The organism is Marinobacter sp. 3-2 (assembly GCF_003751355.1).
GTDB lineage: Bacteria > Pseudomonadota > Gammaproteobacteria > Pseudomonadales > Oleiphilaceae > Marinobacter > Marinobacter adhaerens.
In genome coordinates this window covers 73,966-98,680 of sequence record NZ_RJUQ01000020.1, presented here as the reverse complement: position 1 = coordinate 98,680, position 24,715 = coordinate 73,966, and the positions used below count along the sequence as shown (strand labels likewise).

Here is a 24,715-nt window from a genome sequence, read left to right as displayed (position 1 = left end):
TCCTGTCAGGCCGTCGCCGGTGTCGGCTTGAGACTGGCCGCCAGCATGGTGAGCAGAGCATCTGCCAACAGCGCGAGTGCAATGGTGGGCAACGCACCAAGCAATACCAGATCCATCGCCGCCTGCCCCAGGCCCTGAAAGATAAAGCTGCCAAAACCACCGGCGCCAATGAGCGCGGCAACCGCGGTCAGGCCAATGGCCTGGATGGTGGTAATGCGCACGCCTTCCACAATCACGGGAAGCGCCAGTGGCAACTTGAGTTTGAAAAACAGCTGTCGCTCGTTCATTCCCATACCCCGCCCGGCATCGGCGAGGCTTTCCGGCACCTCGGTAAGCGCGACGAAGGTGTTGCGCACCATGGGCAACAGGCTGTATGCCACCAGAGCCAGCAAGGCCGGAGCCCAGCCAATGCCACGAATCCCCATGGCCTGCAGGGCTGGAAAGGCAGCCGCCAGCGCACTGAGCGGTGCGATCAGTAACCCGAATACCGCCAGGCTGGGAATAGTCTGAAGAAAGCTGACCGCGCCAAGGATGGGACGGCGCCAGGCCACACTACGAATCATCTTCAGGGCCAGTAGAAAAGCCAGACCGGCGCTGATGCCGACCGCGCCAAAGGCCAGTGCCAGATGAGTCCACAGGGCCTGCTCGAACTTGTTGGGGCGGGCGTTGAATTCCCGAACCAGCGACAGACTCTCCAGCCCACCGCCACGAAGGATCCACAGCCAGCTGCCAACGATGACGGCCAGTATCATCAGCTGCAGCCCTCGCCCGCTCCCGAGGCGCCCGAGAATTTCGATCAGCATCAGCGACAGCAAAAACAGCAAACACCAGAAACCGGCTCCGATGGACGACCGCGCGTAAGGTGCGTCTTCCGGCAGGTGCCGGCCCGCGAAGACCTCAAGCAATAGGGGCAGCAGCGCCAGGGAGAGGCCTACCAGGCCCAGAAGCGGCAGGTACCGCCGGCGCAACGGCAGAAAAGACAGCAGAACGCAGCCAGCCAGAACCAGTGACACCAGGCCAGCCCAGGGCCCGCCAACGGCCGAAATGAGGCCGTGACCGGTACCCGGAACGATGCGATTGGGTTGAATGACGCCCAGGTCCAAAAGCCAGACCAGCGCCAGGGCAAGACACCCCAGCACAGGCAGGACACGGTTCGACATGGTGTTCGGGGCAACAGGGCTGTAAATCGACAAACCTCAGTCCTGGGCCAGGGAATCCAGGTAATCCCGGGCGACGGTATCCGCCGGTACCCCGTTCACCGCCACTTGGCCATTCAGGCGCTGCAGCGTTTCGAGATCCAGCGATTCGAAGATCGGCGTCAGCACTTCCCGGATCTGCGGATAGGCTTCCAGCACCTCGCCACGCACGATCGGCGCTGGCTGATACACCGGCTGAACGCCTGCGGTATCTTCCATTACCTTCAGATCCAGCGCATCCAGCCCGCCATCGGTGCCGTAAGTCATCGCGCCGTTTATGTCGTTGTTATTCAGGGCCGCCGCGCGCAATGTCGCCGCCGTGTTGCCACCGGAAAGAATCAACAGCTGGTCGGATTCCAGCTTGAAGCCATAGGCCTCCTGGAACGCCGGCAAGGCACTGGCGGATTCCACAAACTCGGCGCTGGCCGCAAACTTGAAGGCACCGCCCTCATTGATGTAATCCGCAAGGTCTTCGAGTGTGGCCAGGTTATTTTCCCGCGCCAGATCGCCCCGCACGCTCATAGCCCATGTGTTGTTTGCTTCGGCGGGTTCCAGCCAGACAATGTTATGTGCCTCTTTATCCAGGCGAGCAGCCTCCTGGTAGGCCTTATCCGCATCTTTCCAGATATCCCGATCCGCCTGATCGTGAAAGAACGCAGCATTACCGGTGTACTCGGGGTAGATATCGATTTCGCCGGCCTTGATCGCATTGCGGACGATGCTGGTGCCCCCCAACTGGAGCCTGTTTTCAGCCGGAATACCGGCCCCCTCCAGGGACTGCAATACCATCTGCCCCAGCACCGAGCCTTCGGTGTCGATCTTGGAGGACACCACCACGGGATCAGCAGCCATTACCGATCCGGACATCACGAACGCTATCAATGCCGCTGTGCGGCGCAAAAGGGATTTGGGAGTCACGGCCATTCCTCTCGGTTTTTGGTTACCACTATCAGTCTAGAGGCCGCATCTACGAAGGCAAACGGGATTTGGTCTTGCCGGCATCGGCCCGCAGGAAGCCAGCTCGGAAATCGGGCGGAACGGACATCGTATTTGAAATCCGGAAAGCCAACGGGTTAGGCTGTCTAAAAAGCGAGCAGCATGGTAGTGAAGGTTATGGCACAGACCCTGGAAAAGACCCGTGAACCCACCTCCACCGTAGCGCCCCTGAACCCTGATAACGTGGCACTGCTCGAACAGGAAGGTTTAACCCTCAAGCCACTGGATCCTATCGGCGTTGAGATCTACGGATCCGACGTGCGCAACCAGCTGCCAGAGCCCGCTATCAAGGCCCTGGAAGAGGAAATGGCGAATCGCGGGTTCATCGTATTCAAGCACCAGGCCGGCCTTTCCCCCGATGAACTGATTGAAGCCTGCAAATGGTGGGGCGGGCGCGAGATCCATTCCACCCATGGTGTTCATCCTGCAACACCCGGCCGCAACCGGCATATTTTCCGCTGCTCCAATGACGGCCGACAGGGCATTCTCGGCGTTGGCCCGCAATGGCACAACGACGGCAGTTTCGAAGCCGCCACCTTCTCCCACAGCGCCTACTACATGGCCCGTGCGCCCGAGAATGGCGGCGGTACCCACTTCGCGCACCAGGGTGCGGCCTTTGACGCACTCCCTCCGGAGAAACAGGATTTCTGGGAACGACTGGTGTCGGTAAACTCCGCATCCAGTGTGACCCACCCCGTGGTTCACACCCACCCGATTTCCGGTCGCAAGAGTGTCTGGCTGCATCTGGGGATGACCGGCGCCGTGCTGGAGCGCCTGCCGGAAGAAGGCCTGACGCTCGACCAGTTGAAGACCCTGCCCGCACCCGCGGACAGCTTCCACCTGCTGGACGAGGCCGCCATGAAGGAACTGTTCAACGATTACAACGATCTGCTGAACGATTCCTTCGAGGGTGGTTACGGAATTCGCTACGAATATGAAACGGGCGATCTGTTATTTATCGATAACTGGGCCGTCGCCCACCGCGCCGCGCCAGAAGCGCATCTGCCGGCAGAGCAACAGGGACTGCGCATCATGGACCGGGTTACCATCAAGGCACCGCGAAACCTGTCGCCCCATTTCGGGCTACCCCAATACATCAACATGGCCGGCCCCCACCCGTTCAACAAAGACGGCGTATGGCAGGCCGGTGGCGTGGGCTTCCGGTGGAAAGACGATATCCGCATGCAGAACTGATTCACCCGTTTTGCATGCGGCCATGCGTCACTGCACCGGCTGACAACCGCGCACAGCGAGAGAGATATTCGTTGCCGCCTTGATCTGATCGTAGTATTTGGCGGCGGTTTTCACGCCCATATCCGCGTAGTTCCCGGCACTGGGACTGATCAGGGTGCCCAGCTGGGCCCAGGCCGCAGCGGATTGCCGGTCGCTCTCATAGGCTGAAAATGCCTGGTAGATTTCATTACAGGTAATGCCGTCTCCATCCATCGCTGCGGAAGAAACATGAGAGGACGTCTGACAGCCCGTCAAAGCGCCAACCGCCAACAAAAACCCAAGACTCTTGTACTTCATTGATCAGGTCTCCCGGGCCGCAATGGCCTCTTTTCGAAAGTATGGATAGCATGGTCTTATACATTCCAGCCCGATGCCAGAGCTGCCGGTCTCAATGGAAAGATGTATTGAAAATTCCTCGCCACAAACTAAGCTATTCCTGTCTCTACACTCTTTTGAGCATGCCCATGAAAGCGTGTCTTCATGCAGTTCTCGCTCTCGCGCTATCCACTCTGCTTCTCTGGAGCCCAGCCCGAATTGGCCATGCGGAAACCGTCCTGCACGTTGCCTACGAAGATAAAACGCAATTCCCCTATTACATGGGCGACACCCAGAAGGTTCTGGAGAGACCCGGCGCAGCGGTGGAACTGGTCAAACTGCTGGAAGAGCGGGTACCGGGTTTGCGGATCAAGTTCAGCCGCTATCCCTGGAAACGATGCCTGGCAGTGCTCGAAACCGGCCAGGTGGATGGAATATTCAATGCATCCTACAATGATGCACGCACCCGCATAGGCGAGTATCCCCGGCAGAATGGTCAGGTAGACGCCTCACGTCGCCTGACTACCATCAGCTACCATCTATACGCCCTGCCAAATGCTGAGCTGGGATGGAACGGCGAGCTCTTTGCAGATCCCGATCTCGAGATCGGCGCGCCGCTGGGTTATTCCATCGTGAACGATCTGGAGAACCTGGGCGTGTCGGTATTGAAGGTCCGCAGTTCCAGGCAAAGCCTCCAGTTGCTGGTCGCAAAGCGGGTGGACGCTGTCGCCCTCCAGTCGGTTACGGCGGATTTTCTGTTGAGCAAGAATCCTGGCCCATTAGCGGACATTGTCCGGATCGACCCACCCCTGAAAACCAAACCCTACTACCTGATGCTGTCCCGGCAGTTTAAAGCGGCTAACCCTGAGCTTGCCGAGCAAATATGGAACGCCATTGGCGAACTTAGAGAAGAAAAGCTTGAGGCCCTGGCCCAGCCCTACTTATCAGAACCGAGCTAATCGGATTTCCGCATCTGATTGAGGCGCGTCAGAACTACCGCGGCAATAGCGAGGATCAGTATCGCAATGGCCTCAAAGAGAATATTCTCCGGCGCCATATCCTTGCCTTGCAGGATGATAAGTCGCGCCAGTGCCGTGATAGCAATGAAAATCGGGAAAACAGACGCAGACTGACGGTCCGAGTAGAACACCGCCACCATGCCGATAACCTCCAGATACAGAAACATCAGCAGAATATCTGCGAGATTGATGCTTTGGGCGGCGTATAGAGAGTGAAGTTCGAAGGCCACCCCACCAAGAGTCATCAATACAACGAGGAACAGCAGAATGCGCTCGATTATCTGAAAAAGACCGAGCGCCAACTTCTTTTCGGAAGAATCCATGGGGTTTGCCTTGTTGTTTTAGGGTACGTCTCTTCGGAAAGTCTAGCCAAGTAATCAGCCAACGCCGATCACATTGATTAAAGTGCGGTTCCGCGATGAGCCAACCCGTAATCAATCGCCGCACAAACCGCCGCGGCCTGCGCGGCATTGCATTGCTCGGGGGTTACACGGGGGCTGTCGGGATACACCTCGGTGGTGGTCCGGTAGGGAGCGCGGGTCATGCCAGCGCACAGCCCCCACTGCGAGAGCGGATACTGGATCACGCCCCGGGCAACCACCGGAGAGCCGAAAATCTCGCCTTTCTCGTCGGCCGGTGCAATGTGCGCCACCTGCTCCACCGCCTTGATCAGTGCCTGCTGGAAATCTGGCTGCGGGTTTTCGCTATCGTCCACCACATAGAAGCCATCGGGAATGCCGGCCGGCTCGAATGGCTTGCCATCGCGAGCGGCCAGCGCCGGGCGGAACTCCGACTCGTCGGTATCGGTGGTTTCGTGAAGGTCGATATGAATCAAAACATGCTCACGCACAGGCGCCACCAACCGCATCAGCGCGGCAGACTCCCCGGCCGGGCTGTCCTCGTGGAACGAGCGGTTCGGATCAATCGCGTTCCGGTTCCAGCGATGAATGCGCTCGTATGCCCAGGGGCTGACACAGGGCGCAACCAGAAGGTTCACGCGCCCGGCATAATCCGCCGCGTGCTTATCGAGGAACTCAAGCGCGCCATGAACGCCGCTGGTTTCGTAACCGTGAACGCCGCCCGTGATCAGCACCACGGGCAGGTCGTTGTTCCAGTCGCGGCTGCGAATCGCCTTCAGCGGATAATAATCCGGGCCGTAATCCAGCCCGCCGTATTCTTCCACATCAAACCGCGCGCCAAGGCGCTCGATCACACTCAACACCTCCGCCTCGTAACTGCGATGACGGGTCTGTTGTGACAACCACTCGGCGCGCTCTGCCTCGCCCCAAGGAGTGCCAGGGGTGCCGATTGGATAGGGTGTTGAAGCTGTGTTCATAGCAGCGCTCCGTTAACGATCGCCCGCAGCTCCTGACGGATGGGGTAGGTGGACGACGGAATCAGTTGCGTCATGAAAATCATCACCAGTTCCTCTACGGGATCGACAAAAAAGTTGGTGCTCGCAAGGCCACCCCAACCGTACTCACCGACCGACCCGTTGGTCTGGGATTTGGCGACGTCCGTTTTTACCGAAAAACCCAGACCAAAGCCAGTCCCGGCAAAAGGGGTCTCACTGAATGCACCAACAGACAGGCCCGGCAGGTCCTGATTGTTGGGCAGATGGTTACGGCACATGAATTCCAGAGTTTTTCGACCAATAATCCGCCGCCCCCGGAACTCGCCACCCTGACACAGTGCCTGGGCGAAGTGGAAATAATCGTCGATGGTGGAAACCAGCCCGCCGCCGCCAGACATAAACTGGGGCTTGCGCCGGAAGGGAGACGTCTCGGGGTCATCCTGCAGCGTGAACTGATCACCAGCCTGGTACTGATAGCAGGCAGCGAAGCGGTCAAGCTGATCGTCACGAACCTGGAAGCCGGTGTCAGGCATGTCCAGAGGCTCAAAGATATGCTCCCGCAGATACTCATCAAACGGCTTACCCGACAGCAACTGCACCAGATACCCCAGCACATCCGTGCTGACCGAATAATTCCAGGCTGTGCCCGGGGAAAACTCCAGCGGCAGCTCTGCCAAGTGATCAACCAGGGCTTCCAGGGACATACTCCGGCTGCCATCCAGCTTGAGCTCACGGTAGGCAGCGTCAACGTTGGTGCGCTGCATGAATCCGTAAGTCAGGCCGGACATATGCGTGAACAGGTCGCGAATCGTCATGGTGCTGGATGCAGGCGTGGTCAGGAAGTTCGGATAAACCCCGCTTTTGTAAATCCGCAGGTTTCTCCAGGCAGGAATATACTTGTGTACGGGATCATCCAGTAAAAACCGCCCCTGCTCATAAAGCTGCATCATGGCGATAGACGTGATCGGCTTGGTCATGGAATAGATGCGGAACACCGTATCCCGGCGCACCGGCTTGTTGCGTTCCACGTCCATCAGCCCCTGGGCTTTCACATAGGCAATCTCCCCTCGCCGGGCAACCAGTGTCAGCGCGCCGGGTAGCTTCCCGGGCTGGAGATAGCGACGGTCAAGGTGATGTTCAATATTTGGAAGCTGTTCCGTAGACAGGCCGGCCACCTGTGGGAGTTCCGTCATTGCACGGGTACCTCTTCAAGCGCCTCATCCCAGGCTGCCCTGCTCGCCGTGAAAATATGCGCCGTTGGCTTTATGGAGACTTCAGTGTCCAGACACCCTGCTGGAACCACAAGCAAACCTTCAAGCTGAATGCCTGGCAGTGCGGAACCACACCGCTTGCAAAAGCTCTTGCTGTGGCGGGTGCCCGGAAGCGTAAAGGAGGTCACGGCATCCTCACCGGCCAGCCAGGTCAATTTGGCGGATTGTGAAAACAGATTGGCTGCATGCGCGGAACCCGTATCTTTTTGGCAGTGTTGGCAATGACACAGGTAAAAGTTCTCGAAATCGCCTTCTACATCAAATTTCACGGTGCCACAAAGGCACGAACCAGAATGAACAGTCATCGGTTTTTCTCTATCGCCTGGTACTGAGACACCCGCAACATCGCGAACAAGTAGCCCAGTCGTAAATATTATTTTCGTGACCGAAGTGCTGCACCAGAGACCAGTGCCGCCCAATAAAGCATTTCCTATGCGAGATCGTGTTTTTCTGACCAAATCCTGAGGTCATCAAGAATCTTCAGCGCGCTGCGGCCAAACTCCGTCAGCTCGTAGGTTACCGCGACTGGCCGGTCATTGATGACCTTTCTCACCACCATCTCGCGCGACTCAAGCTCCTTGAGACGCTGATCAATCATCTTCTTGCTGGCACCGCCAAGCATGCGGGCAAGGTCATTGAAGCGCACCGGGCCGTCTTTCAAATGGTAAATGATGGAGCCAGTCCATTTTCCGCCAATGATGCGCATGCCCCTCTCGATGGCGCAGGGTTCCATGCAGGCATTGAAAACTTTTTTCCGGCCGTAATGGTCTGTTTCTACGCGACTTTCCATCTTTTCTCCAGCACCTGAAGGCAGGTTACTAAAAGTATACTAATTGATCACCGTTTGCAGGTAACCATAGTATACCAGCGGTATATTTGTTACCACAGATGGAGGTTCCGATGAGCAATATTCTCATCATCAATGCGCACCATTACTATCCCTTCGCAGAAGGCAAACTCAACGGAACTCTGGTCCAGATGGCCGACGAGTTGCTCACTGCCGACGGGCATCAGACAAGAATCGTGGAAGTCGATATAGGCTGGGACGTGGACCAGGAGCTGGAAAACCACCAGTGGGCAGACATCATCCTGCTGCAAACCCCGGTTAACTGGATGGGCGTGCCCTGGAGCTTCAAAAAATACATGGATGAAGTCTACACCGCCGGTATGGGCGGAGCGTTGTGCAACGGCGATGGCCGCACCGAAGAGGCACCCAAGGCAAATTACGGCAATGGCGGCACGCTGCAAGGCAAAAAATACCTGCTATCGCTCACCTTCAATGCCCCCGAAGAAGCATTCAATAATCCTGATGAGTATCTCTTCCGCGGCGGAAGCGTGGACGACCTGCTCTTCCCCATGCACATGAATTTCCGCTTCTTCGGCATGGAGGCCCTGGAGACCTTCGCCTGCTACGACGTGATGAAAAACCCGCAGGTGGAGCAAGACTTCGAGCGGTTCAAAGCCCATCTACAGGCGCAGATTCCGAGCCCGCGGAGCACATCATGACAGATTCACATAAAGTTCATTGCGACTGCGGCGAAGTGGAAGTCACCGTGACCGGAGCCCCGAAAGTCCATGCGTTCTGCCACTGTGAGGATTGCCGGGAACTGCTTCAGGTTCCCTATCACTCTGTGCTGGCCTGGGAAGCGGATCAGGTTTCGGTGACGAGGGGTGAGTCGAGTGTAAGAACGTACCAACACCCTTCCAAGCGGATGACACGCGTGTTTTGTCGTGATTGTGGCGAGGTGCTCTACAACACCAACGCTATGGGTTGGAGGTTGGTTTCACAGCTTCTGGTGCTCAAGACCAACGGAAATACACTTCCAGAGTCTTACCAGCCAAACGGGCATTTCTTCTACGACCGCCGAATCATCGACATTGATGATAAATTGCCAAAACGATAAAAGCTGAACGGTTTCGGCACAAAGCGGGCCATCACCGCATGGCCCGGACATCCTCGATATCTACCGGCCTTGAGAGCACGGATTTATACCAAACGAGATCCTCCTTCAGCATCAGAGGAAGCTCAAGGCCGAGGAAGTGCACCGTCTCGTATCGAGAAAAATCGATGCTTAGCGCAATCCAGGTTCTATTTTGCGCATCGAAGATTTGTGCAGCCTCGGCGTTACCCACTTCCACTTTGACACCCTCATATTTGAACTGGACGTAGGTCAGGTCCCAGCCCTCTTCCTGGCGGTGGGCAGCCGCTTTGGATACAAACGGCTGCCCTGCCTGGACCACAGACAAAAAGTGCTCCCCAGGGACAAAGAGATCAATGTCATGCAGATCGCGTTGAGAGCCATATCCCCTTGCGGCGAGCCCGCCACAAATGAGGAAGGGAATGTTCCTTTCCCTCAGTAGCGACACAATCCACTCGGCGGCTGATTGATGCACGCTCTCTCCTTTCGTGCTTAAAGCTGAACACAGCAGTGCGGCACGCAGTTGATGGACCATTGAGGGCTTATTTGTAACCGTTGATTCTTAGCTGCAGCTTAGACATTTGCCTCCTGGTTGCAACGCTCTCTTCCAGTAACGCTAAGCTCATTAGCGCCTGGTAGCTCAACGCCACGCCCCTCGAAGTAGTTTGGTGCATGGGGTAAATGACGTATGGGCCATAGCTTCTCCCTGATTTACTTTGATTGCGGATAAGGAGGAAGCGATGATCAGGATTGGGACCGTCTCATCCATATGGCGATACCCTGTAAAAGGAATGGCTGGCGAATCGTTAACACGGGCAGATATCGGATCAATGGGGGTTTCCGGAGATCGGATTCTTGCGGTGCAGGACGTTGCCCGCCAGGAGATTCAGAGCTGCAAGTTCCGCCCGGAGTTGTTGCAGTGCCGTTGCAAGGCCGTTGATAACGCGGAAACCGTGGAAATTCTCTTTCCGGATGGCGAGGTTAAACTAAGCTCTGATCGCGATGTGAATGACAAAATATCCCAACTGGTAGGCCATAAGAGCAAGCTGCAATCATTACGCCCCAAAAGTGACTCGAAGTTCTATCAGCGTTTCAAGCGGGATGATCATTCATGGCTGACTGAATTGAAAGCAACCTTCGCGAGAGAGCCCGGCGAGCCACTGCCGGACCTGGATAATCTGCCTGACGAGATGCAAACCTATGTGTCGTTACTCGGGACTTTCTTCCTGGTGTCCCCGTTTCACATCATCACCACCGCCAGCCTCAAGCATATGCGATCAATCCACCCCGGCCCCGACTGGAACGTGGAACGGTTTCGGCCCAACCTGATCATTGAAACGTTGCCGGAGATATCTGGATTGGCCGAACAGGAATGGCTCGGGCGCTCGCTAGTAATTGGTGACGTCACCGTCAAGCTTGGTGAAGCCGCACCACGTTGTGGAGCCGTGGTGAGGAAACAACAGGGCTTTTCCGAAGATAGAAGCATACTGCGCAGTATTGTGCGTGATGCGGACCAGAACCTCGGAGTTTACGGCGATATCCTTGCCACAGGTGCCATCCATGCAGGCGATCAAATCTACCTCGTGTAAATCTGCAGAACCCCGGGAAGAGCGGTTGAACGATTGTCTCTGATATCAGGATGCTTCGATTCCGCCCAACGCATCTGATAGTGTAACCGGCCTTTCTCTCACTGTTCATTGGAACTCTGGCATGGCCTCCTCCAAGCAGCACCCATGGCTTCCGCTACTCATATTCCTGGGCGCGGCCTTTACCTTCAGTGTGACCATGATCGGCACCACCATGCCGACACCGCTCTACCCCATCTACCAGGACAGGTTCGGCTTTTCGGATCTGATGATCACCATCATCTTTGCCGCCTATGCCTTTGGTGTGATCGCCGCACTGGTAATGACGGGGCGTTGGTCTGATCAGATAGGCCGCCGGCCGATGCTGTTCGCGGGCCTGGCGTGCTCCATCATCAGCGACCTGGTGTTCTGGCAGGCCAATGGGCTGGGAATGATACTCACCGGCCGGGTGCTGTCCGGTCTGTCTGCGGGGATCTTTACCGGCACGGCCACCGTGGCCGTGCTTGAATTGGCACCACCCCACTGGCGGGACAAGGCAACCTTCTTTGCCACGGCTGCGAACATGGGCGGGCTTGGCCTCGGGCCCATGCTTGCGGGCGCCCTTTCCGAGTATTTGCCCTGGCCACTGCACCTGACCTTTCTGGTGCACTCGGCCATGGCCCTGCTGGCCGTGTGTTGCATCTGGGCAGCGCCGGAGACTGTCTCAAAACCCGCCCACCCAAAACTGACTATCCAGCGCCTGAGCGTGCCACCGGAAGTTCGCGGCGTGTTCATTCCCGCGGCCATTGCCGGATTTGCGGGCTTTGCCATGTGCGGGTTCTTCACCTCCATCGCCCCGGCGATGATGGGCAAGGTGCTGGGCTATGACAATCGGTTGCTGATCGGTGTTGTTGCCGGCAGCATTTTCATCGCCTCAACCCTGGGCCAGTTCCTGCAAGGCGCCCTGCCGCTGCGGCTGCGCCTTCCCCTGGGCTGTGTGTCTCTGATGCTAGGCGTGATTCCGATAGCACTGGGCATCTATTCCCAGTCTCTTGCCCTATTCGTAACCGGGGCCGTGATTGCCGGCATGGGCCAGGGTATTTCGTTCCGGGCCGGCATGGGTGCAATCGCGTCGGCCAGCCCGACTGCGGAGAAGGCCGCCGTAACGTCCGCCTTCTTTGTTGTGGCCTATATCGCGATCTCGGTGCCGGTGATCGGCCTGGGCGTGATGGCAACCGTGACCAGCCTGACGACGACGGGAGTCAGTTTCGCCGCTGTTATGGGGTCACTGGCGGCGCTGGCATTGGTGCTGCTGATTCGCCGGGAACGGGTAGAAGTGCGATAAGGCCGGCAAACGGGCGCGTACTACTGCGACTGGTTATGAATTGGCACTGCAACCACCGGCCTTAAGGACACGTTTGGTTGACGCCGGATACTTACCAAGCAGTGACGCAGGGCGAATCGGACGGGGTGAGAAATTACCACCACAGTTGGGGCATCGGTTACCCAAAATACCCGAGGCGCACGATTGGCAGAACGTGCATTCGAATGTGCAGATGACTGCCTCACTGGAGTCCGGCGGCAGATCCTTGTCGCAGCACTCGCAATTGGGTCTTAATTCGAGCATAGAATTCTCCGTACTTCTTAATTTGTACTATTTCTAGCCGCTCACATTTCTCGCCCTGTGGTGCAGAACACGCTGGCCTCGGTCACGACAAGCTGGGCCAAAATAAGCCGTTTGTCTGACTTATCCAAAGGCACCCAATTTTCCTCTGGTAGCGACAGCGATTTAGGATCGAGGGTTTCCGGATCACCAGCGATCTCGGCGCGACGATCAGCCTGTGTCTTGATGCAGTTGTACACCTTTTCACTGATGTTCGTCGCTTCTTTCATTCCCACCAAAAAATGGTCCAGCTCGGCGCTGGTAAGCTTGCCGTCTGCATCAAAAGGTGGGTCAGTGAACAGTTGATCACATGCACTGGTGAATAGTGCGATAGACGTTAACAAGAAAGCACGCCCAAATCTCAGACCTTTTTCCATGCATCTAGGTCCCATGCAATGGTGTTGAAACCATAAATTGGCTGCTAATCCAGTCTACTGTTCTATCGCCAAGTAAGCCTTCCTTAGCAAACGTTTTTCAAGCAGATTTCATGCTGCCAATAATGACTAAATCTGCAGCTAAGAAGATTAGCGCTTTTGTTTAGCTGCGGCCATGTAGCGCAGCTAAATGGGTGTCCGGTGGAGGGTAGAAGGCCCGAAACAAGCTACTATCACTTGTTACGCGTCACTCCTCGTCGCCCGATGGAAACCGATCATGAGCCTTTAATGTGCCGAGGTGGGGAACCCACGCTTGGCGCTCGGCCGTTTGAATCTGGACCGCGGGTGGTAGCGAGTTCGGGTTATCGAGAGTGGCGGTCTGAACGTCAATAAGACCTGGCAGAACATCGGCATTTCGGTAGAACAGCCCTGTGCCACACTCTGGACAGAACGAACGCATAGCAGCGCCGGATGAATTGATTGTCTTCGGCACACCCGCGATGACCTTGACCGATGATTCAGGAAACATAGCCCAAGCAACAAGTGGTGCCCCAGCACTGCGTTGACAATCTCTGCAATGACAAACAGCCACTAAATTTGGGCTGCCTGTAATGTCGTATTTAATCGATCCACACAAGCATTGACCAGTTTGGTTCATTGTCATTTCCTCGCGAGCTGAACAGTGATGTTGTTCTTGTGCAGTGAGGCATAACGCTGAGCTAAGCGGCGCCACGTCAGTGGCGTCCGGTGGACGGCCGCTAGGCCGGGAACATACTTAAGCGACTGGTTATGTGGCATGCATTCACGACGCACCAAAGTTCTCCCACGGAGCGAGGAGCACCGCAATGGTGAACGGTACTGCTAAACCAACCAAGCAAACCAAAATTGCTTCCGTCAGTGAGGCATTATCACCATTGCCGATCTCCGCTTTCGGAAATTGCCCAACGCTCAGTACCCGACAAATAGGCCAACCGAAATACCAGGCCAAATTCACTATAAGGTATTCCCAAGCCGCAACGACGAGCCAAACCATTGATCTTGCAGCTAAACCGACTAATTTCAGCAGCCAGCCAAATATGCCTGCGCCTATCTCTTCCATGTTCGGCTTTCCTTACACATAACAGCTAATTATACGAACGCGTTCGTATATCACCCGTTCGTAAAACTCCATTCAAACACGCTCAGGAAAAAATGAGCTTCTCTATTAAAAACAGCATCTTGAGCATCAATTACCACGGCTACCGCCGGAGTTATACGCGCTCTCCTGAGCCACTCCTGCTCCCGCTATAGGCGTATAACTCCGCCCAGATTTCCTTCACTTTCCAACCCTATCAGATAGTTACCGGCATTTCTCATCTGACATCTGGAGTTTTGGGAACGCGTGCGTATAACTCCAGCTTGTCGGCACTACCCTCCCACTCACATACCTGAGATACTCATCTATACCCACCAAACAGGATGTACCGGCCGTTTCCATTCGCCGGAGAGTGGGCAAAGTTGCTCCCCGGTTCCCAGGTGGAGCAACGGGAAACAACACGACTGGAGGTCACTCCCATGAAACGCATTGCTGTCTGCTTTGATGGCACCTGGAATCGCCCGGAGGAAATCCTGGGTGAGGACTTTCCCACCAACGTTCTGCAATTTGCCCGCGCCATCCGGCCTACCGACGGTAACGGGGTGGAGCAGGTGGTGTTTTATGACTGGGGCATTGGCTCCTACCACGATTCACTTCGGGCCGGCGCCACCGGGTACGGGCTGGAGAAGAACGTGATGGACGGCTACCGGTTTCTGGTGCACAACTACGAGCCGGGTGACGAGATCTTCCTATTCGGATTCAGCCGCGGTGCCTACACGGCCCGCAGTCTGTGCGGGATGATCAATAACTGCAGCATTCTGCGAAAAGAACACGGCAGCCGGATCGAGGAGGCGTTCAAGCTCTACAAAACCAAGAAGCACAAGGCCAACGGCGACCACTCCATGGCCTGGAAGGCGAAATATTCGCTGGAGCAACGCACGCCCATCCGGTTTGTCGGGGTGTGGGATACCGTGGGTGCCCTGGGCCTGCCCTTTACTTTTTTCGGCCTGATCAAGGATCGGGACCTGTTCTACGATTGCAAGATCGGCAGCAACATTCGCGTCGCCCGCCACGCGCTTTCGCTGGACGAGCAGCGGGAGGATTTCGAACCCACGCTCTGGGACCCGCGAGACGGTACCGATCTGGCCCAGGTCTGGTTTGCCGGGGTGCACTCGGACGTCGGCGGGGGTTACGAGCCAGACAAACAGGGCCGCACCCTGGCGGATATCCCCCTGCTGTGGTTGAAAGAGGAGGCGCAAAAACACGCCCTGGTGTTCAACGATTCCCTGCCTGCCGCAATCCACGCCAACGCCGATCAGCACAATGAGTACAAGGGCAAGTACAAGTTGCTGGGCAAGCTGGTGCGTGAGATACCCCCGCCCGAAAAAAACCGCACCTGGGTGCATCCCAGCGTTAAAGAGCGCTATGCCGGCGGCTACCGCAGCGAGCCGATCGAGCGATACAACAAGCTCCACGGCCAATGGCCACCGCTCTGGCCGGGATAAGCCCGCGCGTTATCGGCCTGGTTTTTGATAGACTCCGCAGCCACAGAGTGCCGTTCGGTCTAGCCGTGCGGTTGTTCACCAATGGGGGCTGTAAGTTGTGAAGAGCTGGATTTTTCTGGGAGTTGCCATCGTAGCGGAAGTGATTGCCACCACCGGCCTGAAAGCCAGTGAAGGGTTTACCAGACTCTGGCCCAGCCTGCTGGTGATTGCCGGCTATACAATTGCCTTTTACTTCCTCTCGCTAACCCTGAAGGAAATTCCCGTAGGCGTAGCCTATGCCATCTGGGCGGGGATGGGCGTTGTGCTGGTGGCACTGATCGGCTGGCTGATTTACGGGCAGGCTCTGGATGCCGCCACTGTGATTGGTATGGCGCTGATCATCACCGGTGTTGCAGTGATCAATCTGTTTTCCAAGTCAGTCGCTCACTAACCTGAAGCTAAAACCGGAGCCCCCATGCATCTCCCTTTCTGGCTGACGACTACCCTGCTCTTTCCGGTACTGCTCTATCAGGGCAAGCAGGCGCGCCGCACAACGCCCAGGTTGCCGGAGGCCGGGGGATCTCCGTGCGGCCAATATGGCGAAGGTACTCCCGCCAGGCGAGTCCTGGTGATTGGCGAATCCACGGCGGCCGGCGTGGGTGTTGAAAACCACGATCAGGGCCTGGCCAGTCAGTTGGCAAGGGAGATTCACGAGCGCACGGGCCAGACCATTGCCTGGCATACCTTCGGGGTCAACGGCATCCGGCTCGGGGCGTTGATTCAAAAGCTGGAAACCGCCGAGTTGCCAGAGGCGGATGTGGTACTGCTGAGCATGGGGGTGAACGACACCACGGGCTTCACGCCCCGCTTTCGTTTCCGCCAGCAGTTGCGGGCATTGCGTGAATTGCTGGCGCCACGATATCCAGGGCCTATTCTGCTTCTGAGCGTGCCGCCGATGCATCTGTTCACGGCACTGCCTTCGCCGCTTCGACATGTTATGGGGTGGCGGGCCCGGCAGCTGGATAACCTCTATATCCGTCTGGCTCGCCAGTTTCCTGAAGACTTCCGTTACGTGAACTATCCGGTGGTTACCGATCCTGAACTTCTGGCCAGGGATGGCTATCACCCCGGCCAGAAGGGTTACCGCTACATTGCCGAAGCACTGGCAGACAGGGTCAGCCCCACCAATCGGCCAGACTAACCCTTACTTCCCGCCTCAGGGCGCCAGCTTGCGCTTCAGCGCCTTGGACACCGACAGTGGCAGGCTGGGCAGTGAGCGCAGCATCCACGGCAGTATCCGGCGTTTTACCCCACTCAGGGATTCCGGGATCACGGCTTCGATCAGGTGTGGGCCCGGCATTCTCTGGGCGTATTCCAGGGCTTTTGCCATTTCCTCGGCGGTGTGTACCCGCACGCCGTGAACGCCCATACCGTTAGCCATTTCCGCGAAGTTGATCACCGGGCCCCGCAAGTCCAGCTGGGATTTGGCTTTCTCTCCGGCTTCTTCGGCGCCTACCCGCTCCAGTTCGATATTGAGCACGGAGTAAGAGGCGTTGTTGAAGATGATGGAGGTTACGTTCAGCTGCTCACGGGCCATAGTCCACAGGGCCTGGATGGTGTACATGGCGGTGCCGTCGCCGATCAGGGCGATAACCGGCCGGTCCGGGCAGGCCACGGCTGCACCCACGGCATTGGGCAGGCCCTGGCCGATGGCGCCACCGGTGAGGGTGATCATGTCGTGCCGCGGCGCGCCGGCAGTCATCACCGAAAGCATCAGGCTGGAGGTGATGCCCTCGTCGACGATGATGGCGTTCTCCGGCATCAACTCGCCCACCGCTTTGCAGACTTTCTCGGCAGTCAGCTTGCCCCGTGGCCGGCCCGGTCGCTTCTCGGGCTGGAGCTTCGGCTGCGCCTGGCTAGCACCAACAGCGTCGTTGAGTTTGTTGAGGCTGGCCAGAATATCCTGGTCCGGGGCGGCCAGGGTGTGTACCTCGCAGGTATCCGGCACCAGGTAGCTCTTCTTGCCGGGATAGGCGAAGAAGGAAACCGGCGCTTTGGAATCCACCAGGATCAGCTGTTCTATATCGGTCAGCTGCACAGTGGCGAGCTCCGCCAGGTAGGCGATTCGTTCGATGTAAGGCAGGCCGGCCCCCCGCTCCATGCGGGTGGGGAAGGTCTCCGCCAGCAGGGTAACGCCGCTGTGGGCGGCCAGTTTGGCGGCCGCCAACATGCTGGGCTCTCGCAGGGAGTGGCCGCCCATCAACAGGGCGGTTTTCTTGCCGGAGCGGATGGCCTTGGCAATGGCCTCTACCGTGGCATCGTCTGCCGGCTCCGGTGTAGGCGGTGCCATGGGCGAGCTGGGGACACCGCCCTCGCCCCAGGACACATCGGCCGGCAGTATCAATGTGGCTACCTGCCCGGGCGCTGTGCGGGCAGCCGCGATGGCTTCGGCGGCATCCTGGCAGAGGGTTTCCGTGCTCTTGGCGGTGCGCACAAAACCCGGGGACACGTTGCGGGCCACGGTCTCGATATCCGACTGCAACTGGGCATCGTATTTCACGTGGTAGGTGGCGTGGTCACCCACAATGTTCAGCACCGGCACCTTGCCCTTGCGGGCGTTGTGCAGATTGGCCAGGCCGTTGCCCAGCCCGCAGCCCAGGTGCAACAGCGTGGCGGCAGGTTTGTCGGCCATGCGGGCATAGCCGTCGGCGGCACCGGTGGCGACCCCTTCGAACAGGGCAAGCACCGCCCGCATTTTGGGCTCGTCATCCAGGGCGGCCACAAAGTGCATCTCGCTGGTGCCGGGGTTGCTGAAGCAGACCTCAACGCCGGCATCCACCAGGGTTTTCATCAGGGCTTGAGCGCCGTTTGTCATTGTTGTTCTCCAAGCTTTCCGGGTTCGGGGTTTTGGTTGTGTGTTTTGCCCACAGGATTCAGCCTCCGGCTACGATGGCCCGCACCGCCGCCCGGGCTGTCATGATGCAGCCCGGCAGGAAGGTGCCTTCCAGGGAACGTTTTCCGTTCGCACCGCCGCCACCAAAGCCGGCCGCCTCGCCGACACAATACAGGCCTTCAACCGGGTGCCCGTGGGTGCCCAGGACGCGGCTCTGCAGATCGGTTTGCAGGCCACCCAGGCTCTTGCGGGTAATCAGCTGCATGCGGATGGCAATAAAGGGGCCAGCGCCGGATTTCTGCAGCGGGGCCGGCTTGCAGGTGCGCAGGCGGTCCGGCTTCCATTCCCGGGCATGCTGGATCATCCGGATCTGGGGGTCGTCGTGGAGGCTGGTGCCTGCCGCGAAGTTGGCATCAAAGGCATCCGCGGTGGCCTTGAGTGTTGCCGGGCTGATGTCGTTGGAGCAGGTCAGCGCGTTCATCTTGCCTGCCAGATCCGTCAGGCTGTCCGCCACCAGGAAATCCCGGCTTTCATGCCGCATCTGCCGAATCAGGGCGTGGTTACCCAGCAACAGCTCTTTCACAAACTGGGGGAACTGTTTATCCCGGATGCGGGCGTTGTGCTCGGCGCCGGAGATGGCAAATTCCTTGGCGGCGATGCGCCAGTTAAGCAGGTGCCAGGTCCAGGGCTTTTCCTGTTCGGCCACGCGCTGGCACAGCCAGTGGGTATCGAAGCCGGTCACCAGGGGTTCCGGGCCAATCCGTTCGCCCCGATGGTTCAACCACAGGGCGGATTTACAGGGAATGGTGGACAGGCCGTGGCCCGGAAAGTGGGGGTACGGATGCGGAAAACCGGCCGCGTAATTCCACATTTCGCCAGCGTGGGTAATCCGGCCTCCGAGGGTGTCGGCCACCCAGTGATGCATGCGGCCATCGGCATAGGGGTGGGCCCCATTCAACATGCGGGTGGGCTGCGGGCGATCCACCGGCCAGTTGGCGCGGCATTCCTTGTGGCTGCCGTTGATGCCGCCAGTGGCCAGAACCACGGCCGACGCCGCGAAGCGGACTTCCTCACCGGTGGCTTCGTTGATGGCCAGGGCGCCGCTGACCTTTCCCGCTTCGTGGTCCAGTTCGGTAATGCGATGCTGGTGTAGAAGTATGAGCTTGCCGCTGGTGTTCTCCCGGTGCAGCGCCGTCATCAGGCAACGCACCAGTTCTCTGGCGGTGCCCCACACCACATGGTAGCGGGGCAAACGGTTGCCATCGCCGAACCGGCCGCGCTCAACCCAGTTCACGGCGGGCAGGAACTTGATGCCTTCGTTGCTGAGCCAGTCGTAGACCTCGGAGCGTGAATGCTCCACGTAGTAACGGGCCCACTGCAGAGGCAATTCATCGTCGGGGGCCAGCTCGCCAAAGCTGAGCCAGTCTTCCAGGGCGATTTCCGGTGTGTCGGCAATCTTCATGCGTTTCTGCAGTGGCGTGCCCACCAGCATCATGCCGCCAAAGGCCCACAGCGCCAGGCCACCCATGCGTTCTTCCGTGTCACGGTCCGCGAGGGTTACCGACTTGCCGGCGCGCAAGCCTTCCAGAGCCGCGACAATGCCGGCCAGCCCGCCGCCGACCACCAGAATATCCGAGGAAATCACCTTGGCCATATCGCATCCGACCTGATCGCAATGAGTTGTCAGCTTTAAAGATATACCGGTACCATGGCTTTAAAATTGACTTCAGAGGCCAACAAAATTGACAATAGAGGCCACAGTTTCCATTGGCTGGGTCAACACCGTGATCGGTGCTGCGGAAAGGCTGTCTTTGCCAGCTGAAGAACTGCTGGCTGCGGCGGGTATTCCGCACTCTGCCTGCGAACTGGAGCGCTGGCCGATCGACGATATTACCCGGCTCTGGCACGCTGCCGAACGCTGCACCGGTGACCCCGGTTTTGGTCTGAAAGTGGGTGCGGAGTTCTCCCCGATGAGCATCAGTGGCGTTGGGTTTGCACTGCAGTCTGCGGCCACCCTGCGGGAGGCCATCGTGATGGTTCAGCGTTTTCAGCGGCTGATCTCCGATGGTGGGCGTTTCCAGGTGGTCGCCGGCAACGCCGCGACCTGGCTGGTTTACCATCCACGACAGGGCCGGCTTGCATTCAGTCCCCATCAGATCGAGGCGGTGCTGGCTTCGGTGGTCGGCTTTGGAAGCTGGGTTACAGGCACCCGAATGCAACCGGCCAGGGTGCAGTTCAGCCAACCCCGGCTGGGGCCGCTGGCCGGGTACCAGACCGTGTTCAATTGTCCTGTTGAATTCGAGCAGGCGTTCAGCGGTGTACAGATAGACAACGCCGTTCTTGACCAGCCCTTGCCCCAGGCCGATCCTCAGCTCGCGCAGGTGCACGAGCGTTACACTACCGCCCGCCTGGCCGCGCTCTCTATAAACAGTGCCTCGGTGCCGGAAATACGAAGATGGCTCACTGCCCGGATAGGCCCGGTTCTGCCACGCCGGGCAGACGCCGCGGAGGCCCTGGGCATCAGCGAACGGAGCCTCGCCCGGCGGCTCCGGGAACAGGGCCAGACCTTTGATGGGCTGGTCGACGACGTACGCCGAGAGAAGGCCCTGCAGGCGGTTGCCGATTCCTCCTCTTCCCTGCCGGAAATCGCCGAAGCGCTGGGTTTTGCGGAAGTCAGCACATTCTACCGTGCATTCCGACGCTGGACCGGCATGCCACCGGTGCGGTGGCGCAAGCAGCGAAATCAGGCTGAATCCGGCCCAAACTGACATGCAGGGTAACACCGCCAGCGTAATTTCATGTTGAGCATAAGCAGTCCAAGCAGTAACCTGCTGATCAGACATTAAAGCCTGAGGCCCCATGAAGCCTGACCCCGATCAGCTCCCAGACAATCCCAATGATGCACAGAGTTTTCAGGCGCCCCCAGACACCCCGGAGCGTATTGCTGAGCTGATTCACCGCGTCGCTCAAAAAGACCGCCAGGCTTTCGCCCTCCTCTACCAGGCAACAGCGCCGAAACTTCTGGGCACCGTGTTGCGTATCCTCAGAGACAGAGGGTGGGCAGACGATGTTATCCAGGACAGTTATCTCAAGATCTGGCAAAAAGCCGAGCAGTTTCAGGACGGCAAATCCTCGCCGATTACCTGGCTGGTGTCGATTGCCCGTAACGGTGCCATTGATGAGCTGCGCAAACACCCCGCCGGACGCACCACGAACAGCGACGAGCTGGATGAGATGCCAGGCCGGCAGACATCAGCTCAGGAACAGCTGGAAGACCAGCGGGCGGCAACTCAACTGAATCACTGCATCGACCAACTGGAAAAAGACCGACAGGACATGGTGCGCCTGGCCTACCTTAACGGATGGTCCCGGGAGGACCTGGCAAGCCAGTTTGAACAGCCGGTCAACACGGTAAAGACCTGGCTTCACCGCGCCCTGAAACAGCTCAAAAGGTGCCTCGAATCATGACTGAACGCGACGACCTGGACATGCTGGTTGCAGAGTTCGTTCTGGGCACATTGCCAGCCTCGGAGCGGGCCTATCTTGAAAGCCGACGCAATGAGGACCCGGAGGTAGAAGCGCTGATTCTTCATTGGGAAGAGCGCCTGGGTAAGCTGGCCGAGGAAACCGAGCCCGTTCAGCCCTCACCGGCGCTGTTCGCAAAAATCGAGAAGGCTCTGGACCGGGTGGAATCGACGCCTCGAGAGGCTGCCGAAACGTCAAACGTGGTTGCGCTGCGCAGCCAGCTGAACCGCTGGCGCTGGAGCACGGCGATTGCCTCGGCGGCCGCCCTGGTTCTCGTGGCCATTCTGGCGTTCCAGCCGCAGCCCGAGCCTCAAGCCCAGTCGTTTGTTGCGGTTTTCCAGAACAACGATGAGCAGCCGGCCTTCCTGCTGACGGTGGACCTGAAGGAGCAACGGCTCAACATCCGGCCGGTCACCGCCGAGCCAAGACCCGGAAAATCCTATCAGTTGTGGATCAAGGCCGACGAGCTAGGCCCAAACCCCCGCTCCGTGGGCGTTCTGGGCAACGATTTCGCGCTGGATGAAGGGGCGTTGAGCAATTACGACCCTGCCCTGCTCAAGGAGGCCACGTTCGGCATCAGCGTCGAGCCCGAAGGCGGCTCACCCACCGGACAGCCCACGGGACCGGCGATTCACGGTTACCTCTACCCCACCGACGGAAACAATTAATAGGCAGGTGCCAAAAAAATCTTCCGTGCCTGAAACTTTGCGCATCGGCTCCCGTAGCTGCAGTTAACCCGCCCAAAAACAACCCAACGGGCGGGAAACACTGACACTCAGGAGAACGCAATGATCAAGCACGCAAAAACTTCCGCACTTCTGGCCGCCCTGGTTTCCGGCGCTTTCGCAACCGGTTCAGCGTTGGCCGCTGAACACAAGGCCGGTGTCTGGACCAACGATCAGTCTGTTGCCAACGGCGTTGTATCTGCCAGAAAGGTGGTTGCCGAACAGAATGGGTGGCTGGTGGTTCACCGCACCGACGAATCCATGAAGCCGGGCCCTGTTGTCGCCCACGCGCCGTTGCGCAAAGGCATGAACATGGACGTCGCCGCCATCCTGACCGAGGAAGTGCAATCCGGTGACATGCTGATGCTGATGGTTCACAGCGAAGACGGCGGGATGAAAACCGGTATTTTTGAATACACCCTGGGCGCCAAGGAAGACGGCCCGATCAAAAAGGACGGCAAGCTGGTGATGTCGACCATTACCGCGAAATAATCGCCCACGGTCTGGCTGCCTGCACATCTGGCGCATGCAGCCAGCGCTACTCTGACTGACGCTTGCTCGCGTACATGGCCGCGTCGGCCTTGCTGAACAACAGCCGGGCGGTTTCACCATCCTCCGGATACACGGCCGAACCGATACTGCAGCAAACGCGAACCGTTTTGCCACCGATGGCAACCGGCAAACTCAAAATTTCGCGAATCTTGGCTATGGCATTCTCAACTGACCCACGCCCATGAACATCGGTGAGCAGAACAGTAAACTCATCACCGCCCATCCGCGCGACAGTATCTGTCCCACGGGTGCAGTCCCTGAGCCTCTGGGCCATCTCGATCAACAGTTCATCGCCGGCTTCATGACCCAGCGTATCGTTAATCTGCTTGAAGTCATTCACATCGAGGTACAGCAGCGCCAGCCGCCCCTCGTTCCGGCTGGCTGATCGCAGCGCGGTCTCCAGGCGATCGTAGAACAGGGAACGATTGGTTAACCCGGTAAGCCCGTCGTGATGCGCCAGGAATCGGAGGTTTTCTTCCGAACGCTTGCGCTCTACAACCGTCGCAACCTGGGTTGCCACGAACTCCAGCAGTGACTTGTCGGCCTCATCAAAGGACACGGCCGCTGTACCACGCTCAATAACCAGGACGCCCATGGTGGACTCGTGAAAAACCAGAGGCACCCCCAGCCAGTTGGCAACCTCCGAGCCGGTTTGAGGGTGCATTCCCAAACCCGGATGCGCCGGATCCCGCACTGCCATAGACGATTTTCGGGTATGGATGACGTCTTCAAGAGCCGATCCCGGGGCCACCTGCCAGTCGATCCAACCGCTCTTCGTGCGCCAGTCGGGCAAGCTGAGCCGACCGGAGTGCGACTGATTGAAACCCAGGTAGAGATCGGACTCGGGGAAAAGCTCACCAATAATTGAATGAACACCATCGCACAAATCGCGGAGCGTCTCTGCCTCGTGAGCTGCTTCGGAGATCCGGTAGAGCGCGTTGCGGGTCTGGTCTCCCCGTCGCAATGCGGTGACATCCCGAGCCACCGCAATCCGGAGACGGTCTTCCTCAGACCAGCGAGCCGACCACAGGATATGCACGGCATGACCATCCCTGTGCAGGTAGCGATTTTCGAAGTCCGTGTGGGTGTGCCCACTCATTACCCTGCGGGCAGCAGCCAGCGTGCGCTCCTGGTCTTCCGGGTGAATGTAGTTAAGCAGCGGTGTTCCGATCATTTCCGAAGGCGAGTAACCGAGCAACCGCTGGCACGCTTCGCTGACAAAAACGATCTGGCCAGACTCGTCCACCACGAAGATCGTGTCGAGTATGAGATTGACCAGCTTGGGATAGAGAGGACTGAAATCGATGGTCACATCCCGTCTCCCTTTACGCCCAGGCGGTCCAGATAGAGATGAAGATCCGCCTCGCTCATGTCCACATATTCCAGCACCCTGCCATACAGCATGGCGGTCGGGACATTGCGGCCCTTCAGCTCTTTCTGAGTTTCATGCAGGACGTAAAGAATGATTCTTTCAGTGCGGGTAAAGCCGTCTCTGGCGTCAGGGATCACTTCAAGGAGAGTGCGGGAGTAGTCTGAACCGGCCATGATGTACCTGG

Annotated in this window: 30 protein-coding genes; 13 read left to right on the top strand and 17 right to left on the bottom strand. The window is 58.2% G+C overall.

What is annotated here, in order from left to right; translation table 11 throughout:
* Nucleotides 1–5 precede the first annotated feature (5 nt).
* On the bottom strand, nt 6–1,160 hold the full coding sequence (locus EDB94_RS20210) for an ABC transporter permease (RefSeq protein ID WP_108019459.1): 1,155 nt from the start codon (nt 1,158–1,160) through the stop codon (nt 6–8).
* Between the two features lie 36 nt (nt 1,161–1,196).
* Nucleotides 1,197–2,120: an ABC transporter substrate-binding protein gene (locus tag EDB94_RS20205; RefSeq protein ID WP_108019347.1), complete on the bottom strand. Its 924-nt coding sequence runs from the start codon at nt 2,118–2,120 to the stop codon at nt 1,197–1,199.
* A 174-nt stretch (nt 2,121–2,294) separates the two neighbouring features.
* Between EDB94_RS20205 and EDB94_RS20200 the strand changes: the two genes are divergently transcribed.
* The gene (locus EDB94_RS20200; RefSeq protein ID WP_094182554.1) at nt 2,295–3,386 is read left to right on the top strand and encodes a TauD/TfdA family dioxygenase; all 1,092 of its coding nucleotides are present in this window, start codon (nt 2,295–2,297) and stop codon (nt 3,384–3,386) included.
* Nucleotides 3,387–3,413: 27 nt separating this feature from the next.
* Here the strand turns inward: EDB94_RS20200 and EDB94_RS20195 are convergent, their stop codons facing one another.
* Nucleotides 3,414–3,722, bottom strand: coding sequence for a hypothetical protein (locus tag EDB94_RS20195; protein ID WP_008170638.1), 309 nt, complete (start codon nt 3,720–3,722; stop codon nt 3,414–3,416).
* A gap of 167 nt (nt 3,723–3,889) precedes the next feature.
* On the opposite strand from EDB94_RS20195, the gene EDB94_RS20190 reads away from it, so the two are divergent.
* A complete protein-coding gene (locus EDB94_RS20190; RefSeq protein WP_260312645.1) occupies nt 3,890–4,699 on the top strand; it encodes an ABC transporter substrate-binding protein in 810 nt (269 codons plus the stop codon).
* On the opposite strand, the gene EDB94_RS20185 is transcribed toward EDB94_RS20190, so the two are convergent.
* The 5 genes from EDB94_RS20185 to EDB94_RS20165 all read right to left on the bottom strand — a co-directional run bounded on the left by EDB94_RS20185 (nt 4,696) and on the right by EDB94_RS20165 (nt 8,174).
* On the bottom strand, nt 4,696–5,082 hold the full coding sequence (locus EDB94_RS20185; protein ID WP_108019348.1) for a phosphate-starvation-inducible PsiE family protein: 387 nt from the start codon (nt 5,080–5,082) through the stop codon (nt 4,696–4,698). The two genes, EDB94_RS20190 and EDB94_RS20185, sit on opposite strands and share 4 nt — an antisense overlap.
* A gap of 77 nt (nt 5,083–5,159) precedes the next feature.
* The gene (locus tag EDB94_RS20180; RefSeq protein WP_108019349.1) at nt 5,160–6,095 is read right to left on the bottom strand and encodes a M14 family metallocarboxypeptidase; all 936 of its coding nucleotides are present in this window, start codon (nt 6,093–6,095) and stop codon (nt 5,160–5,162) included.
* Nucleotides 6,092–7,306 carry a serine hydrolase gene (locus tag EDB94_RS20175; protein ID WP_108019350.1) on the bottom strand — a complete coding sequence of 405 codons (1,215 nt, stop codon included), beginning with the start codon at nt 7,304–7,306 and terminating at the stop codon, nt 6,092–6,094. Before EDB94_RS20175 ends, EDB94_RS20180 begins: the two co-directional genes overlap by 4 nt.
* A complete protein-coding gene (locus EDB94_RS20170) occupies nt 7,303–7,689 on the bottom strand; it encodes a GFA family protein (RefSeq protein ID WP_108019351.1) in 387 nt (128 codons plus the stop codon). The genes EDB94_RS20175 and EDB94_RS20170 overlap by 4 nt, the downstream gene beginning before the upstream one ends.
* Before the next feature lie 125 nt (nt 7,690–7,814).
* Nucleotides 7,815–8,174: a helix-turn-helix domain-containing protein gene (locus EDB94_RS20165; RefSeq protein WP_108019352.1), complete on the bottom strand. Its 360-nt coding sequence runs from the start codon at nt 8,172–8,174 to the stop codon at nt 7,815–7,817.
* Nucleotides 8,175–8,284: 110 nt separating this feature from the next.
* Between EDB94_RS20165 and EDB94_RS20160 the strand changes: the two genes are divergently transcribed.
* Together EDB94_RS20160 and EDB94_RS20155 are read left to right on the top strand one after the other, a co-directional pair.
* The gene (locus EDB94_RS20160; RefSeq protein WP_108019353.1) at nt 8,285–8,890 is read left to right on the top strand and encodes an NAD(P)H-dependent oxidoreductase; all 606 of its coding nucleotides are present in this window, start codon (nt 8,285–8,287) and stop codon (nt 8,888–8,890) included.
* Entirely contained in the window at nt 8,887–9,288 is a 402-nt protein-coding gene (locus EDB94_RS20155) for a GFA family protein (RefSeq protein WP_108019354.1), read from the top strand. Before EDB94_RS20160 ends, EDB94_RS20155 begins: the two co-directional genes overlap by 4 nt.
* A 31-nt stretch (nt 9,289–9,319) precedes the next feature.
* On the opposite strand, the gene EDB94_RS20150 is transcribed toward EDB94_RS20155, so the two are convergent.
* Nucleotides 9,320–9,778: a hypothetical protein gene (locus EDB94_RS20150; RefSeq protein ID WP_108019355.1), complete on the bottom strand. Its 459-nt coding sequence runs from the start codon at nt 9,776–9,778 to the stop codon at nt 9,320–9,322.
* A 265-nt stretch (nt 9,779–10,043) separates the two neighbouring features.
* Between EDB94_RS20150 and EDB94_RS20145 the strand changes: the two genes are divergently transcribed.
* Together EDB94_RS20145 and EDB94_RS20140 are read left to right on the top strand one after the other, a co-directional pair.
* On the top strand, nt 10,044–10,892 hold the full coding sequence (locus EDB94_RS20145; RefSeq protein ID WP_108019356.1) for an MOSC domain-containing protein: 849 nt from the start codon (nt 10,044–10,046) through the stop codon (nt 10,890–10,892).
* 121 nt (nt 10,893–11,013) lie between these two features.
* A complete protein-coding gene (locus tag EDB94_RS20140; RefSeq protein ID WP_108019357.1) occupies nt 11,014–12,213 on the top strand; it encodes an MFS transporter in 1,200 nt (399 codons plus the stop codon).
* Nucleotides 12,214–12,246: 33 nt separating this feature from the next.
* Here the strand turns inward: EDB94_RS20140 and EDB94_RS20135 are convergent, their stop codons facing one another.
* From EDB94_RS20135 to EDB94_RS20120, 4 genes are all read right to left on the bottom strand, one after another.
* A complete protein-coding gene (locus tag EDB94_RS20135) occupies nt 12,247–12,495 on the bottom strand; it encodes a DUF1272 domain-containing protein (protein WP_108019358.1) in 249 nt (82 codons plus the stop codon).
* 41 nt (nt 12,496–12,536) lie between these two features.
* Nucleotides 12,537–12,908: a hypothetical protein gene (locus EDB94_RS20130; protein ID WP_108019359.1), complete on the bottom strand. Its 372-nt coding sequence runs from the start codon at nt 12,906–12,908 to the stop codon at nt 12,537–12,539.
* A 244-nt stretch (nt 12,909–13,152) separates the two neighbouring features.
* Nucleotides 13,153–13,563, bottom strand: a complete 411-nt coding sequence (locus EDB94_RS21035) for a GFA family protein (protein ID WP_108019360.1) — start codon at nt 13,561–13,563, stop codon at nt 13,153–13,155.
* 144 nt (nt 13,564–13,707) lie between these two features.
* Complete coding sequence (locus EDB94_RS20120; protein ID WP_108019361.1) at nt 13,708–14,004, bottom strand: hypothetical protein; 297 nt, start codon at nt 14,002–14,004, stop codon at nt 13,708–13,710.
* A gap of 455 nt (nt 14,005–14,459) precedes the next feature.
* Here EDB94_RS20120 and EDB94_RS20115 point away from each other — a divergent pair, with 455 nt between their 5' ends.
* The 3 genes from EDB94_RS20115 (at nt 14,460) to EDB94_RS20105 (ending at nt 16,665) form a co-directional block, all read left to right on the top strand.
* The gene (locus EDB94_RS20115; RefSeq protein WP_108019362.1) at nt 14,460–15,485 is read left to right on the top strand and encodes a DUF2235 domain-containing protein; all 1,026 of its coding nucleotides are present in this window, start codon (nt 14,460–14,462) and stop codon (nt 15,483–15,485) included.
* Between the two features lie 97 nt (nt 15,486–15,582).
* Complete coding sequence (locus tag EDB94_RS20110) at nt 15,583–15,915, top strand: SMR family transporter (protein WP_014576437.1); 333 nt, start codon at nt 15,583–15,585, stop codon at nt 15,913–15,915.
* 24 nt (nt 15,916–15,939) lie between these two features.
* Nucleotides 15,940–16,665, top strand: coding sequence for an SGNH/GDSL hydrolase family protein (locus EDB94_RS20105; protein ID WP_108019363.1), 726 nt, complete (start codon nt 15,940–15,942; stop codon nt 16,663–16,665).
* A gap of 15 nt (nt 16,666–16,680) precedes the next feature.
* Here the strand turns inward: EDB94_RS20105 and EDB94_RS20100 are convergent, their stop codons facing one another.
* On the bottom strand, nt 16,681–18,339 hold the full coding sequence (locus tag EDB94_RS20100; protein WP_108019364.1) for an acetolactate synthase large subunit: 1,659 nt from the start codon (nt 18,337–18,339) through the stop codon (nt 16,681–16,683).
* A gap of 58 nt (nt 18,340–18,397) precedes the next feature.
* Nucleotides 18,398–20,011: an FAD-dependent oxidoreductase gene (locus tag EDB94_RS20095; RefSeq protein ID WP_108019365.1), complete on the bottom strand. Its 1,614-nt coding sequence runs from the start codon at nt 20,009–20,011 to the stop codon at nt 18,398–18,400.
* Between the two features lie 157 nt (nt 20,012–20,168).
* Between EDB94_RS20095 and EDB94_RS20090 the strand changes: the two genes are divergently transcribed.
* The 4 genes from EDB94_RS20090 to EDB94_RS20075 all read left to right on the top strand — a co-directional run bounded on the left by EDB94_RS20090 (nt 20,169) and on the right by EDB94_RS20075 (nt 23,099).
* A complete protein-coding gene (locus EDB94_RS20090) occupies nt 20,169–21,125 on the top strand; it encodes an AraC family transcriptional regulator (protein ID WP_260312644.1) in 957 nt (318 codons plus the stop codon).
* A gap of 91 nt (nt 21,126–21,216) precedes the next feature.
* Complete coding sequence (locus EDB94_RS20085; protein ID WP_108019367.1) at nt 21,217–21,825, top strand: sigma-70 family RNA polymerase sigma factor; 609 nt, start codon at nt 21,217–21,219, stop codon at nt 21,823–21,825.
* Nucleotides 21,822–22,550, top strand: a complete 729-nt coding sequence (locus EDB94_RS20080; protein ID WP_108019368.1) for an anti-sigma factor domain-containing protein — start codon at nt 21,822–21,824, stop codon at nt 22,548–22,550. Before EDB94_RS20085 ends, EDB94_RS20080 begins: the two co-directional genes overlap by 4 nt.
* Before the next feature lie 120 nt (nt 22,551–22,670).
* A complete protein-coding gene (locus EDB94_RS20075; protein WP_108019369.1) occupies nt 22,671–23,099 on the top strand; it encodes a hypothetical protein in 429 nt (142 codons plus the stop codon).
* 46 nt (nt 23,100–23,145) lie between these two features.
* On the opposite strand, the gene EDB94_RS20070 is transcribed toward EDB94_RS20075, so the two are convergent.
* Together EDB94_RS20070 and EDB94_RS20065 are read right to left on the bottom strand one after the other, a co-directional pair.
* Entirely contained in the window at nt 23,146–24,471 is a 1,326-nt protein-coding gene (locus EDB94_RS20070; RefSeq protein ID WP_108019370.1) for a sensor domain-containing diguanylate cyclase, read from the bottom strand.
* Entirely contained in the window at nt 24,468–24,704 is a 237-nt protein-coding gene (locus EDB94_RS20065) for a hypothetical protein (RefSeq protein WP_108019372.1), read from the bottom strand. Before EDB94_RS20065 ends, EDB94_RS20070 begins: the two co-directional genes overlap by 4 nt.
* Nucleotides 24,705–24,715 lie beyond the last annotated feature (11 nt).

Excerpts from the sequence above, each read along its gene's own strand:
- EDB94_RS20210 (WP_108019459.1), bottom strand. The coding sequence starts at position 1,160 with ATGTCGAACCGTGTCCTGCCTGTGCTGGGGTGTCTTGCCCTGGCGCTG.
- EDB94_RS20205 (WP_108019347.1), bottom strand. The coding sequence starts at position 2,120 with ATGGCCGTGACTCCCAAATCCCTTTTGCGCCGCACAGCGGCATTGATA.
- EDB94_RS20200 (WP_094182554.1), top strand. The coding sequence starts at position 2,295 with ATGGTAGTGAAGGTTATGGCACAGACCCTGGAAAAGACCCGTGAACCC.
- EDB94_RS20195 (WP_008170638.1), bottom strand. The coding sequence starts at position 3,722 with ATGAAGTACAAGAGTCTTGGGTTTTTGTTGGCGGTTGGCGCTTTGACG.
- EDB94_RS20190 (WP_260312645.1), top strand. The coding sequence starts at position 3,890 with ATGAAAGCGTGTCTTCATGCAGTTCTCGCTCTCGCGCTATCCACTCTG.
- EDB94_RS20185 (WP_108019348.1), bottom strand. The coding sequence starts at position 5,082 with ATGGATTCTTCCGAAAAGAAGTTGGCGCTCGGTCTTTTTCAGATAATC.
- EDB94_RS20180 (WP_108019349.1), bottom strand. The coding sequence starts at position 6,095 with ATGAACACAGCTTCAACACCCTATCCAATCGGCACCCCTGGCACTCCT.
- EDB94_RS20175 (WP_108019350.1), bottom strand. The coding sequence starts at position 7,306 with ATGACGGAACTCCCACAGGTGGCCGGCCTGTCTACGGAACAGCTTCCA.
- EDB94_RS20170 (WP_108019351.1), bottom strand. The coding sequence starts at position 7,689 with ATGACTGTTCATTCTGGTTCGTGCCTTTGTGGCACCGTGAAATTTGAT.
- EDB94_RS20165 (WP_108019352.1), bottom strand. The coding sequence starts at position 8,174 with ATGGAAAGTCGCGTAGAAACAGACCATTACGGCCGGAAAAAAGTTTTC.
- EDB94_RS20160 (WP_108019353.1), top strand. The coding sequence starts at position 8,285 with ATGAGCAATATTCTCATCATCAATGCGCACCATTACTATCCCTTCGCA.
- EDB94_RS20155 (WP_108019354.1), top strand. The coding sequence starts at position 8,887 with ATGACAGATTCACATAAAGTTCATTGCGACTGCGGCGAAGTGGAAGTC.
- EDB94_RS20145 (WP_108019356.1), top strand. The coding sequence starts at position 10,044 with ATGATCAGGATTGGGACCGTCTCATCCATATGGCGATACCCTGTAAAA.
- EDB94_RS20140 (WP_108019357.1), top strand. The coding sequence starts at position 11,014 with ATGGCCTCCTCCAAGCAGCACCCATGGCTTCCGCTACTCATATTCCTG.
- EDB94_RS20135 (WP_108019358.1), bottom strand. The coding sequence starts at position 12,495 with ATGCTCGAATTAAGACCCAATTGCGAGTGCTGCGACAAGGATCTGCCG.
- EDB94_RS20130 (WP_108019359.1), bottom strand. The coding sequence starts at position 12,908 with ATGGAAAAAGGTCTGAGATTTGGGCGTGCTTTCTTGTTAACGTCTATC.
- EDB94_RS21035 (WP_108019360.1), bottom strand. The coding sequence starts at position 13,563 with ATGAACCAAACTGGTCAATGCTTGTGTGGATCGATTAAATACGACATT.
- EDB94_RS20120 (WP_108019361.1), bottom strand. The coding sequence starts at position 14,004 with ATGGAAGAGATAGGCGCAGGCATATTTGGCTGGCTGCTGAAATTAGTC.
- EDB94_RS20115 (WP_108019362.1), top strand. The coding sequence starts at position 14,460 with ATGAAACGCATTGCTGTCTGCTTTGATGGCACCTGGAATCGCCCGGAG.
- EDB94_RS20105 (WP_108019363.1), top strand. The coding sequence starts at position 15,940 with ATGCATCTCCCTTTCTGGCTGACGACTACCCTGCTCTTTCCGGTACTG.
- EDB94_RS20100 (WP_108019364.1), bottom strand. The coding sequence starts at position 18,339 with ATGACAAACGGCGCTCAAGCCCTGATGAAAACCCTGGTGGATGCCGGC.
- EDB94_RS20095 (WP_108019365.1), bottom strand. The coding sequence starts at position 20,011 with ATGGCCAAGGTGATTTCCTCGGATATTCTGGTGGTCGGCGGCGGGCTG.
- EDB94_RS20085 (WP_108019367.1), top strand. The coding sequence starts at position 21,217 with ATGAAGCCTGACCCCGATCAGCTCCCAGACAATCCCAATGATGCACAG.
- EDB94_RS20080 (WP_108019368.1), top strand. The coding sequence starts at position 21,822 with ATGACTGAACGCGACGACCTGGACATGCTGGTTGCAGAGTTCGTTCTG.
- EDB94_RS20075 (WP_108019369.1), top strand. The coding sequence starts at position 22,671 with ATGATCAAGCACGCAAAAACTTCCGCACTTCTGGCCGCCCTGGTTTCC.
- EDB94_RS20065 (WP_108019372.1), bottom strand. The coding sequence starts at position 24,704 with ATGGCCGGTTCAGACTACTCCCGCACTCTCCTTGAAGTGATCCCTGAC.